This window comes from Kutzneria kofuensis, assembly GCF_014203355.1.
In the GTDB taxonomy this organism is placed as follows: Bacteria; Actinomycetota; Actinomycetes; order Mycobacteriales; family Pseudonocardiaceae; genus Kutzneria; species Kutzneria kofuensis.
Window position 1 is genome coordinate 2759722 of sequence record NZ_JACHIR010000001.1, and the last position, 12165, is coordinate 2771886.

A 12165-nucleotide genomic window follows, 5' to 3' on the forward strand; every position below is an offset into this window, starting at 1 on the left:
CCTCCACCTGACGTCAACCTGAGATCCACCCCGAGGTTGGCGAGTTGGCTCGCCGCCGGCTTTATGGTCGAACGGTAATCGATTGTGGAGGGTGAACGAGACCGACGACCGGCCGCCGGCGGGCGGGAATTCGCGATTGCTCGTCGATCGAACTTGGGGGGAAGTCAAGGTGCCGACTGCTGTCGGGAGGCGCTCCGGTGCGGCGAGGCTGTGGTCTCGTGTCGTGCGAAGGCGCGGCGCGGTGGCCATGACGCTGGCCGGCGTCGCGGTGAGCACGGCGTGCTCGGTGCTGGCGCCGCTGATCGGCCAGCGGGTCATCGACCGGGTGATCGTCGCCCATCTCGATCCGCTCACGCCCTACATCGTGCTGCTGGTGCTGGCCGGCGTGATCCGGTTCGCGGCCGCGGCGACCCGCCAGTACTTCGGCGGCCGGCTCGCCCTCGACGTGCAGCGCGAACTGCGCGCGGACGTGTTCGCCGCGACGCAGCGGCTCGACAGCGCGCGCCGGGACGAGATGTCCAGCGGCCAGCTGCTCAGCCGTGCGTGCACCGACGTCAGCCTGGTGCAGGGCCTGCTGGACGGCCTGCCGATGGCGGCGGGCACCGTGCTGCTCTTCGGCGGCTACCTGATCGTCATGCTCTGGCTGTCGCCGCTGCTCACCGCCGTCGCGCTATTGGTCGGTCCCGGTTTGGCCATCGCCGCCCACCTCAGCCACCGCACGCTGTTCCCGGCCAGTTGGGCGGCGCAGCAGCAGGCCGGCGAACTGGCCGGCATCCTCGGCGAGAACACCGCGGGCGTACGGGTGGTTCGGGCCTTCGGACAAGAGGAGCGGGAGCTTTCCCGGTTCGTGGCGGCGGCCAAGGTGCTGTTCGCCCGGCGGCTGCGGCTGGTCCGGCTGAACTCCGTGTTCAACCCGTTCCTGCAGTCCATTCCCGCGCTCGGCCTGGTCGCCGTGCTGCTCGTCGGCGGCTGGCTGGCGCTCACCGGCCGGGTCAGCCTCGGCGTCTTCGTCGCCTTCGCCGCGTACATGACCCAACTGGTCGTGCCGGTGCGCTACCTGGCCGGTGTGATCACGTACGGGCAGCAGGTGCTGGCCGGGATCACCCGCGTGTTCCAGGTGATCGACGCGCGGCCGGTGGTGCGGGACCGTCCCGACGCCGAGCCGCTGCCGTCGCCACGCGGCCGGATCGATTTCGACCGGGTGAGCTTCGGCTACGGCTCCGGTTCGGTGCTGGCCGACGTCAGCCTGCGCGTCGACGAGGGCGAGACGATCGCCGTCGTCGGGCCGTCGGGCTCGGGCAAGTCGACGCTCGCGCTGCTGCTGAGCCGGTGCCGCGACGTCGACTCCGGCGCGGTCCGCCTCGACGGGCAGGACGTCCGCGACCTGGAGCTGGACTCCGTGCGCAGGGCCGTCGCGGTCGTCTCCGAGGACCCGTTCCTGTTCCACGACACCGTGCGCGCCAACATCGCCTTCGGCCGTCCCGACGCCGACGACGCCGAGATCACCGCCGCCGCCCGCGCCGCCCAGGCCGACGAGTTCGTCCAGCTGCTCCCGGCCGGCTACGACACCGTGCTCGGCGAGCAGGGCATGGCGCTGTCCGGTGGCCAGCGCCAGCGCATCGCCCTGGCCCGCGCGCTGCTGGCCGACCCGCGTGTGCTGGTGCTCGACGACGCCACCAGCGCGGTGGACCCGGTGGTGGAGGCCGAGATCCACGCGGCGCTGCGGGAGCGGCGCGGTCGCGGCACGACGGTGGTGATCGCGCACCGGCCGTCCACGCTCAACCTCGCCGACCGGATCTGCGTGCTCGACGCCGGCGCCGTGGTCGACACCGGTACCCACGCCGAGCTGCTCGAACGCTGCCCCGACTACCGGCGGCTGATGGTGGACGAGACCACCGACCAGGACTTTCCCGACCCGTGGCGGCAACTCCCCGTGACCGCCACTGCCAGAGGCGACCGCCGGTCACTCCCCTCGGTTCCCCACCAGGCCGGTGGTCGCCTCGAATCCTCGCCGGAGTCGCTCGCGGCGACGTCCGAACTGCTGGCGCAGGTCGCCGCGCTGCCGCCGGAGACGGATGCGCCGGCGGTGTCCGACGCGGCCGCCGCGGATCCCGGCTTCGGGCTGCGCAGCCTGCTCCGGCCGTTCGCCCGCGGCCTGCTGCTCAGCGTCGCGCTACTCGGCTTGGTGTCGGTGACCGAGCTGGCGCTGCCGGTGATCATCCGGTACGGCATCGACCACGGCGTCACGGCCCACTCCGGCGGCGTGCTCACGGCCGCAACGGTGATCGCGCTGCTCGCGGTGGCCGTCGGGGCCGGGCTGTCCCTGCTGGAGACCCGGGTCACCGGCCGCACCAGCGAGCGGATCCTCTACACGCTGCGGGTGAAGATCTTCGCCCAGCTGCAGCGGCTCGGCCTGGACTTCCACGAGCGGCAGCCGGCCGGCGCGCTGCTGACCCGGATGACCGCCGACGTCGACGCGCTGGCCAACTTCCTGCAGAACGACCTGCTCAACGCCCTGGTGTGCGGCGCGACCTTCGGCGGCGTGTTGATCGTGCTGTTCGGCCTCGACGTGCGGCTGACGCTGGCCCTGCTCTGCGTGCTGCCGGTGCTGGCCGTGGCCGCGGTGCTGTTCCGGCGGCGCGCGCCGCGCCTGTACGGCCAGGCCCGTGACGAGATCAGCATGGTGACCGAGCGGATCCAGGAGAGCCTGGCCGGCCTGCCCGTCATCCAGGCGTTGCGCCGAGAGGACAGCGTCATCGCGGCGTTCACCGCGGTCAACGACCGCTACCGGAACACCCGCGTGCGCACGCTGCGCCTGATCGCCACCTACTTCCCGTTCGTCGAGCTGATCGCCGAGATCGCCACCGCCATCGTGCTCGCGGTCGGCGCCGGCGCGGTGGCCGCCGGCACGCTCAGTACCGGCACGCTGGTGGCTTTCCTGCTCTACGTCACGATGTTCTTCGGCCCGTTGCTGCAGCTGTCCCAGGTCATCGACGGCTTCCAGCAGGCGTCGGTCGGCCTGCGCCGGACCGCCGGCCTGCTGCGCGAGCCGACTCCACCGGCCCCGGCCCATCCGGTGCCGGTACGGCGGCTGCGCGGCGAGGTGTGCTTCGACAACGTCGGATTCCGGTACCAGAGCGCCGAGCGCGACGCCGTGCGTCACCTCAGCTTCCGCGTGCGGGCCGGCGAGACCGTCGCCGTGGTGGGCCGGACCGGCGCCGGCAAGTCCACCCTGGTCAAGCTGCTGACCAGGGACTACGACGCCGTCACCGGCGCGGTTCTCGTCGATGGTGTCGACGTCCGTGACTACGACTCGGTCGCCTACCGCCGACGGCTCGGCGTCGTCCCGCAGGAGCCGTACCTGTTCGCCACGACCGTGCGGGACAACATCGCCTACGGCCGGCCGGACGCCACCGACGCGCAGATCGAGGACGCCGCGCGGGCGGTCGGCGCACACGCGGCGATCAGCCGGCTGCCCGAGGGCTATCGCACCGAGGTCGGCGAGGGTGGCCGGGCGTTGTCGGCCGGGCAGCGCCAGCTCATCGCGTTGGCCCGGGCGTACCTGATCGACCCCGACCTGCTCGTGCTCGACGAGGCCACCGCGAGGTTGGACCGCGCCAGCGAGTCCGCCTACCTGGCCGCCACCGCCTCCCTCGCGGGCAGCCGGACCTGCGTGCTCGTCGCGCACCGGCTGACCACCGCCGCCCGCGCCGACCGCATTCTCGTCATGCGCGGCGGCCGGATCGTCGAGGAAGGCTCCCACTCCGAGCTGCTGGCCGCCCACGGCGAATACGCCGCGATGTGGCGCGTGTTCACGGTCAGAGCCGGCGCCGCCGAGAACGTTTCGGTCAGCGGCTGACGCCTTTCCCGCGCCACCCGCACCTTTCCTTCCGTCACTTCGCTTCGCGCCTTCTGTTTCCTTCGCTTCGAGAAAGTAGAACCATGCCTGGGATTCCCCTTGCGTTCGTGCACCACGCCAATCAGTTGGTCATCACCGACGGGTACGAGGACCGGGACGGCATCACCAGAATCTGCGAGGGGTACACGGCCGCCCTCGAACTGCACGCCGAATTGGGGATTCCGGCCGCGCTGCACCTGTCGGGCACGCTGGTGGAGGCCGTGGCCTGGCACCACCCGGAGTTCCTGGCCAAGGTGCGGGAACTGGTGGCCGCCGGCGTGCTGACCCTGCTCGGCGGCACCTACTCCGAGCCGATCATGCCGCTGGGCAGCGCGGCCATCAACCGCCGGCAGGTGCGGACGATGGCCGAGTTGCTGGAGCGTCACCTCGACGTGCCCGGCGGCGCGCTGCCGACGGCGTGGCTGCCGGAACGGGTCTGGCACCCGGACCTGCACGAGGTGCTGACCGACCCGACGCTGCCCGGCGGCGGGTTCAAGCGGGTGCTCGTCGACGACCGGCTGCTGTCCCCCGCCGTGCCGCAGGACGGTTATCCCGCCGACTGCCGCGGCGGCGTCGACCTGCGTGGCCCGTACACCTGGGACCCGCAGCGCCCGCCGGCGTTCACCCCGGGCCTGGCCGACCCGCGCCTGTTCGTACCGCGGACCGTCGAGCAGCCGCGGCCGCTGTCGTTCGTCCCGATCTCGGCGCACCTGCGGTACCTGATGCCGCCGCCCACCAGCGCGCACCTGCACCTGCTCGACGCGCTGCTGGACGACCTGGCCACCCGGTCCGACGACCCGGACTCGATGATCGCGGTCTACGCCGACGACCTGGAGCGCACGGTCGGTGTCGCCGGCTGGCAGCCGGCGCTGGACCGCTACGCGGAACTGCTGCGTTGGGTCGCCGGAAACGGTGGTGTGCGGCCGGTTTCGCTGGACGCCTGGCTGGACGAGCACACACCGCAGCCGGGGCCGGTCGTCGAGGCCGGCGCCTACTACGAGCTGGAGGTCCAGTGGCGGGCCGGCACCGACTACCGGGGCTGGTCCGACCAGCCGTCCTGGCGTCCGTACGCCGAGCTGCTCGCCGCCGTCGAGGACGAGGTGGACGCCGCCCGCGCGCCCGAGGTCGCCGAGCAGTACGACCAGCGGCTGGTCGACCTGGCCGACCGGCTGTTGATGGTCGGCAACCACGAAACCGCTTGGCACGACCGGGAACACGGCAACCCGACCGGTGTGCTGGCGCCCTGGGTCCGGGCCGTCGCGTCGCACACCAAGCTGGCCCGTCCGCTGCTGGCGGCGGCCCGGTGGTCGGCCGGCCCGGCCTACAGCCCGGCCGCTGGGCTCTGGGACATCGACGGCGACGGGGCCGAGGAGCTGATGCTGGTCAGCAACGACATCTGGGCCGTGGTGTCGCCGCAGCACGGCGCCCGGGTCAGCATGTTGGTGCACCGCCGGCCGGGCGACGTCGTCACTCAGCGCTCGTCGACGCCGGCCGGTTCGGCCCTGATCGTGGGAAACCCGTTGGACCACTGGAACTTCCAGGAGGAGCTGCACCGGTTCATGGACACCCCGCCCGGGCATCCCGGCGCGATCACCGACTCGCAGCGGCCGCACCTGCCGTGGGTTCCGTCGGTGGCGGTGCACCGTCCCGACGCGGTGGCGGTGGACCTGTACCCGCGCGACACCGATCCGTCGGCCGAGGTGCGGCGGTACTCGCTGATCGACGGTGTGCCGGGACTGGTGGTGTGTGTGCAGCTGCCGGCGTACGGCGACAGCACGATCGAGAACGCGCTGATCCCGGACTACCTCGGCTCGCTGGTGTCGGGCCGGGACGGGATCACGGAGATCGGCGGCGACGCGTGGCGCGGCTGGAACTGGCAGGGCCACCAGTGCTGGCTGGGGTTCGACCCGAGTCAGGCCTCGATCACCACGCCACGGTGGCAGGCCGCCGGGCACTGCCTGTCGCTGGCCGTCAAGCCGCATGACCGGCACGTCGACTTCATCATCGGCGCCGGGCCGGTGCACGACTCGTTCGTGCACCGCTGGCTGGCGGTGGCGCGCGACGTGCTGCACCTGACGCCCGAGTTCGCCCACGCCGGGCACCGCTGAGCCGAGATGGGGCCTCGTCCGCGAGGCCCCATTCGCTTGCCCGCCAACGGGTTCAGCCGGCCACCCGGTGCCAGCCCGCGTCCTCGGTCCAGCGCCGGACCGGGCGGGCCGGCACGCCGGCCAGCACGCAGTGCGAGGGATAGTCGCCCTTGCGCACCACCGCGCCGGCGGCGACGAGCGTGTTCGGCCCGATGTTGGCCCCGGCCAGGACGGTGACATGAGTGCTGATCACGCTGCCGGCGCCGATCCGGACCGGGTGCACGTCCTGCGGGTCCTGGTAGGCGATGGGCTGGTCGACCATGTCGTAGCGGTGGTTCTGGTCGGTGATGTAGATGCCGCCGGGCGCGGTCCAGACCTTGTCCTCGATCACCACCGAGTGCAGGGCCACGATGTCGGTGTGCTGGCCGAGCACGACGTCGTCGCCCAGCCGGATGATCGGCTCCGGCGTGTCCGGCCGGGCGAAGATCGGCCCGGCGGCCAGCGTGACGTGCTCGTTGACCCAGCAGTTGCGGCCGATCTCGATGTGCGACTCGCCCCGGATCACCCCCTGCGGAAAGGCCAGGAAGCTCTCGTCGCCGAATGCGCCGAACTCGGCCGCCTCCGCCGTGTCCGCGGTGATGGCGGCGCCCCGCTTCGCCCAGCGCCAGAATTCCCGTATTTCCGCGCCGGCACGTTTCGGGTCGGCGCGAACCAGGTCCATCAACGAAAAACGAGGATCTGTCATACAGCAAGGCTAGCAGCGACCAGGGGAATTGAGACCAAGAATTGCGGGAATTCCGGAGGACGTTATTCGGGCACCTCGGCGGTGACCTGCCAGTGCCCGTCGGCCTGCTTGCCGGCCTCGATGGTGCCGTGCACGAGCGCCAGCCGCTCCCGCATCCCGGTCAGCCCGTGCCCGCTGGACCGACCGGACGGGCTGGCCGCCGGCACCGGGTTGCGCACGACGATCCGCACCGCCTTCTCGGCGAACTCCAGGCGCACGGTGACCGTCTCGCCCGGGGCGTGCTTGGCGGTGTTGGTCAGCGCCTCCCGGGTGGCCCGCAGCAGCGACAGCGCGGCGGCGGGCGGGATCGGCCGGGAGTCGCCGACGATGGCCAGGTCCACCTCGCCGTGGTGGTGGCGGTGCTGTTCGACCAGGTCGGTGAGGGCGTCCGGCAGCGCCGGCACGTCGGCGCGCAGCGCGGACACCGCGTTGTGCGCCTCCTCCATGCCGTCCTGGGCCAGCTGGTTGGACTTGCGCACGGTGGCCAGCGCGCCCTCCTGGTCGTCCTGCTCCAGCAGCGCCTCGGCCAGCTTGATCTGCACGCTGAGCGTGCCGAGCGAGTGCGCGAGCACGTCGTGCAGCTCGCGGGCGATGCGGGCCCGCTCGTCCAGCGCGGCCGCCCGGACCTGCTGCTCCTGCGCCAGTTCCCGCTGGACCAGCAGTTCCTCGGCCTGCTCGGCGCGCAGCTGCTGCTGGCGCTGGTTGAGGCCGAGAAGGGTGACCAGCACGATGAGCACGAGGTAGCTGGCCAGCGCGGTCGTGGAGTGACCGGTCACGATCGTGCTGACGGCGGTGGCGGTCAGGCAGGTGCCGAACACGCCGAGCAGGGTGTAGCCCGAGGGCAGCACGAGCGACATGTACCGGCCGAGCAGCACGCACGCCGTCACGACCGCGGTGGCGTCGTTGGCGGGGCCGGCCACCGCGGCGGCCACCACCGCGCTGATTCCCAGCATGGTGGTCGCGACGCGCGGATACCACGGTTCCAGGAATGCGAAGATCAGCCAGCTGATCATGCACGCCGCATAACAAGCCCAGATCCACGGACTGGGTTCCTCGGCGAGCGCGAAAGCGGCGGCGAGAATGATCGTGCCGAGAATTTGGGCGATGAGCCAGCTCGGCGCCATTCGATCGACGAAATTGCGGCGCCTCTGTGTCTCCGCCACCGACTTCCCCCCAGTTGGCCGATCCCCTCGCGCCCGACAGCGTACAGGGCCGGTGTCCAGCGCGAGGGTGACCATCAGCGCGTGGCCAGCGCGGCCAGCCACGCCACGGCGGTGTCGATACCGGGCAGGGCCAGCATTCGACGCCGTGCATGGCGGGCACGTGCGGTGTACCCGGGCTCGGCCAGCACCGCGCGGCACGCGGCGGCGATGAGCTCGGGGTCGGTGGTCGCCACCGGCAGCCGGACACCGAGGCCGAACTCCACCACACGGTCGGCGTTGTGGTCCTGGTCGCCGAACTGCGGCAGCACCACCATCGGCACGCCGGCGAGCAGCGCCTCACGGATACCGTTGTAGCCGCCGTGGGTGATGAACAGGTCGGCGCAGCGCAGCACCAGCGGCTGCGGCACCCAGTCCGCCACGCGCACGGATTCCGTCGACTGCAGACTGTCTACATACAACCGTCCGGTGGATACCACCGCGCTGCAGTCCAGTGTGGACACAGCGTCGACCAGCGCCCGCAACGTGTCGGCAGGATCGGCGACGCCGAGGGACAGACCGCCGCCGATCGTGGCGCCGGCCTTCGGCAGCTCGCTGCCCACGGAAGCCAGCACCAGCGGGCGGTCACCGGGCAGCTCGGCGATGTCGGCCGGCAGCACCCGCTGGTCGGCCGGCGGTTCGGCCTGCTGATAGACCAGCGCGCTGGGGATCTCGTGCGCGGTGAACGAGTACCGCGCCGGCACGCAGTCCAGGCGGCCGTGCCGGTGGATCGACATCGGGTCCCGCAGCTCGGGCAGGCCGAGCTCGGCCCGCCGCCGGTCGAGCGGCTCCGAGACCAGGTACGGGTCGAGGATGTTGCCGGCGCCGGAGGGCGCCGAGACGTGTGGCACGCCGAGCTGCTCGGCGATCAGGCAACCGGCCAGTTCGGCGCCGTCACGGAGCACCACGTCCGGCGCGAACTCCTTCATCGTCGGCAGAACTCCGCGCACGGCGGCCGACAGGTGCGGCCCCGTGCTCACGGAAGCCAACGCGTACGCCTGATCCTTGAAGCGCTGCGCCTCATCGACGGTCATGCCCTGGCCGGTGCGCATGAACGTGAGCAGCGGCTCGATCCGCTGCCGGGTGTTGGCCAGCGCGGCCATCACCTGTCCCGGCTCCCGGGCCAGCCGCGCGGCCAGCTCGTCGGTGGTGAGGAACAGCACCTGGTGACCGGCCTCGCTCAGGGCCCGGGTCAGCGGCACGATGTTGTGGACGTGTCCGAGCGATCCGGAGACCGTGCACAGAACTCGCATGGTGGGCTCTCCCGTCCCGGCTCAGGCCGTGGCGAGGGACTCGAGGTGCCGCACGGCGGCCTGGATCGGCGGCAGGCCGAGCAGCAGCCGCTGCACCGTGCGGACCGAGGTGCGGACCTTGTCGTCGGCCAGCAGTTGCCGGCACGTCGCGGCCACCGCCTCGGCGCTGACGACCGGAACGCGCGCGCCGAGGCCGAGTTCCGCCGCCCGGTCGGCGTTGTGCGGCTGGTCGCCGAACTGGGGCATCATCATCATCGGCACGCCGGTCCGCAGCGACTCGCGCAGGCTGTTGAAGCCGCAGTGCGTGACGAACAGGTCGCACGACTGCAGCAGCAGCGGTTGCGGAACCCGGTCGACGATGTGCACGTTCGGGCCGGCATCGACGCCGTCGAGCGCAATGCCGCCGGTGGTGACCACCGCGTGACAGTCGACAGTGGACAGACCGGCGACGAGCGCGCGGAGCGTGTCCACGGGGTCGGCCATCGCCTGGGCCAGGCCGGCGTCGGACAGCCGCATCCCCGCCACCGTCGGCAGCGCCGTGCCCATGGACGCCAGCACGAGCGGCCGGTCGGCGGCCAGTTCAGCCAGCTCAGCCGGCAGCGGGTCGTCGGTCATCGGCATCGGCGGCAGGTAGCGGACCGGTTCCGGCATGTCGTACTGCGCGAAGGAAAAGCCGACCGGCAGCGAGTCCAGCCAGCCGTTCGGGTACATCGACCAGGCGTCGTCCTTCTCCGGCAGGCCGACGTCCTTGCGCCGCTCGTTGAGCAGCAGGTTGAGGCCGGCCGGGTCGAGCACGTTGCCGACGCCGGTCGGCCCGGTGATGTGCGGGATGCCCAGCTTCTCCGCGATCAGGCAGCCGGCCAGCTCCGAGCCCTCCCGGTAGACCAGGTCGGGCCGCAGCTCCTCGGCGATCGGCAGCAGCGCCTCGTACGCGGTGGTGACCTGCGGGCCGGCGGCGAAGGCGATCAGCTCGATCCGCGGGTCGGCGGGCCCGCCGTCGGGCTCGTAGCCGGGGAAGCCGGTGGTGCGCAGGGTCCGCAGGTGCTCGGTGGACGCCAGGAAGTCCGGCATCGCGTCGACGACCTCGGCGCCGGTGCCGGCGAAGACCGGCGCCAGGTGCGGGCTGGGCGCGACCACGACGTGGTGGCCGGCGGCGACCAGGGCACGCACCATCGGCAGTATCTCGTGGGCGTGCCCGACCGAGCCCGTGACGGTGGACAGAACGCGCATCTAACAACACCTTTCGTGGGTCATGACTCCGGCAGTCGCACCGGTGCGATGCGGTCGAACACGTCACCGGGTCCGGGATTGTCGGCCGGGCTCGCGCCGCCGAGCTGGGCCAGCACGCCCCACACGGCGTTGAGCGCGGTGGTCACCGCGCCCTCGGCGAAGCCGCCGGTCCAGGACACGTCGTCGCCGGCGAGGAACAGTCCCCGCTCGGCGCGGGCGAAATCATCCTGGACGAAGTGCGTGAACAGGCGGCGCTGGTAGCGGTACTGGCCGGGCAGGTTGGCCTTGAACGCGCCGAGGAAGTCGGGCTCGGTCTCCCACGTGATCGTGATGGGCGACCCGATGACGTGCGAGCGGATGTCCACCCCGGGATAGATCTCGCGCAGCGACGACAGCACGACCTTGAGCCGCTCGTCGGCCGACAGCGCGGCGAACTTCAGCGAGTCGTCGTTCCACGTGTAGGACAGGCACATCACCGCCGGGCGGTCCGGCCCGTCGTCGAACAGATAGACGCCCCTGGGCATCCGGTCGGTCAGCGTCATGCTCATCACGTGCCGACCCGTCGCCGGGTCCAGGTCCAGCCAGAACGGGCGGTCCACGATGACAAAGAGCTTCGAGGAACCCATGTAGTGCGTCCGCTCCACCGCTGTCCAGTGCGGCTTGGACAGCAGCGACTCGTCGGTGTCTATTTTGGACAGCAGGGTCCACAGCTGCGGCGTGAACACCACCGCCGGGTAGGTGCGGATGTTGTTGTCGGCGTCCTCGACGGTGATGCCCTGCCCGGTGCGCCGCAGCCGTCGCACGGCCGGCCGGGGCCCTCCACTGTGGAGCGACGCGAGCGAGGTGCCCGGCGCCCAGCCGTCGATCCGGTCCGGCTCGTGGTCCCAGAGCCGGAGCGGAAGCTGTTGGCAGCCACCGATGATCCGCTGCTGGTCGCTGTCCGCGCCGGTGTAGACCACGCGCAGGATCTCCAGCATCGAGTTCGGGAAGTCGGTGTCCCAACCGCCGGTGCCGAAGCCGACCTGACCGAAGATCTCGCGGTCGTGGAAGGAGGAGAAGGCCGACGCCGAGGCGAGGAAGCCGTAGAAGGACTGGTCGTCGAACTCGCGCACCAGCCGGTTCCAGATCGACTTGATGGTGGCCACGTCGCGGCGCCGGATCGCGTCGTTCATGGCGACCACCTCGGCGCCCTCGCGCAGCGCCTTGTCCCAGGCGTCGCCGACCTGCTGGTAGGACGCCGGCAGGTCGGACGGCACGCGGGCCCAGTGGCTGACGCCCTTGAGGTCCACCACGGTGCTCGGGGTGTGCGGCGCCAACGGGTTCGGGAACGGCTCGGTGCGCAGGCCGACCGTGTCGATGTAGTGGAACAGCGTGGTGGCCGAGCGCGGGAAACGCATCGCGCCCATCTCGGCGACCGACCCCGGGTGGCCGTCGAAGGTGATCGAGCGCATCCGGCCGCCGATCTCGCCGGCCTCGTACACCACCGGGCGCAGCCCGAGGCGCATCAGCTCGTACGCGGCGACCACACCGGCGATACCCGCGCCGACCACCGCCACCTCGGTGCCGTGCCGGCTCGTCGGCAGCGTGCCGAGGCCGGCCGGATGAAGCAGCCAGTCGTCGTAGGCGAAGGGGAAGTCCGGGCCGAACATGGTGACCGCGTGGAGCGGCCGGACGGCGTGAACACTGGTGTCGGCAATGGTCAGGCTCATGAGTG

The 12165-nt window shown here is 71.7% G+C and carries 7 protein-coding genes; 2 read left to right on the plus strand and 5 right to left on the minus strand.

Annotated features, from left to right (window positions below):
* Positions 1-223: 223 nt before the first annotated feature.
* Complete coding sequence (locus BJ998_RS12555) at positions 224-3859, plus strand: ABC transporter ATP-binding protein (protein ID WP_221337983.1); 3636 nt, start codon at positions 224-226, stop codon at positions 3857-3859.
* 83 nt (positions 3860-3942) lie between these two features.
* Positions 3943-6006 carry a polysaccharide deacetylase family protein gene (locus tag BJ998_RS12560; RefSeq protein WP_184861381.1) on the plus strand — a complete coding sequence of 688 codons (2064 nt, stop codon included), beginning with the start codon at positions 3943-3945 and terminating at the stop codon, positions 6004-6006.
* A gap of 52 nt (positions 6007-6058) precedes the next feature.
* On the opposite strand, the gene BJ998_RS12565 is transcribed toward BJ998_RS12560, so the two are convergent.
* The 5 genes from BJ998_RS12565 to BJ998_RS12585 form a co-directional block, all read right to left on the minus strand.
* Positions 6059-6730 carry an acyltransferase gene (locus tag BJ998_RS12565; protein WP_184861382.1) on the minus strand — a complete coding sequence of 224 codons (672 nt, stop codon included), beginning with the start codon at positions 6728-6730 and terminating at the stop codon, positions 6059-6061.
* 62 nt (positions 6731-6792) lie between these two features.
* Positions 6793-7893: a sensor histidine kinase gene (locus BJ998_RS12570; RefSeq protein WP_184861384.1), complete on the minus strand. Its 1101-nt coding sequence runs from the start codon at positions 7891-7893 to the stop codon at positions 6793-6795.
* A 113-nt stretch (positions 7894-8006) separates the two neighbouring features.
* Positions 8007-9221 (minus strand): glycosyltransferase, encoded by a 1215-nt coding sequence (locus tag BJ998_RS12575; RefSeq protein WP_184861392.1) that lies wholly within the window; start codon positions 9219-9221, stop codon positions 8007-8009.
* A 21-nt stretch (positions 9222-9242) separates the two neighbouring features.
* A complete protein-coding gene (locus tag BJ998_RS12580; RefSeq protein WP_184861394.1) occupies positions 9243-10451 on the minus strand; it encodes a glycosyltransferase in 1209 nt (402 codons plus the stop codon).
* A 20-nt stretch (positions 10452-10471) separates the two neighbouring features.
* Positions 10472-12160, minus strand: coding sequence for a flavin monoamine oxidase family protein (locus tag BJ998_RS12585; protein ID WP_221337984.1), 1689 nt, complete (start codon positions 12158-12160; stop codon positions 10472-10474).
* Positions 12161-12165 lie beyond the last annotated feature (5 nt).

What these genes read in the sequence shown, in the direction of transcription:
- BJ998_RS12560 (WP_184861381.1), top strand. Translation starts at nt 3,943, where the DNA reads ATGCCTGGGATTCCCCTTGCGTTCGTGCACCACGCCAATCAGTTGGTC.
- BJ998_RS12565 (WP_184861382.1), bottom strand. Translation starts at nt 6,730, where the DNA reads ATGACAGATCCTCGTTTTTCGTTGATGGACCTGGTTCGCGCCGACCCG.
- BJ998_RS12570 (WP_184861384.1), bottom strand. Translation starts at nt 7,893, where the DNA reads ATGGCGCCGAGCTGGCTCATCGCCCAAATTCTCGGCACGATCATTCTC.
- BJ998_RS12575 (WP_184861392.1), bottom strand. Translation starts at nt 9,221, where the DNA reads ATGCGAGTTCTGTGCACGGTCTCCGGATCGCTCGGACACGTCCACAAC.
- BJ998_RS12580 (WP_184861394.1), bottom strand. Translation starts at nt 10,451, where the DNA reads ATGCGCGTTCTGTCCACCGTCACGGGCTCGGTCGGGCACGCCCACGAG.
- BJ998_RS12585 (WP_221337984.1), bottom strand. Translation starts at nt 12,160, where the DNA reads ATGAGCCTGACCATTGCCGACACCAGTGTTCACGCCGTCCGGCCGCTC.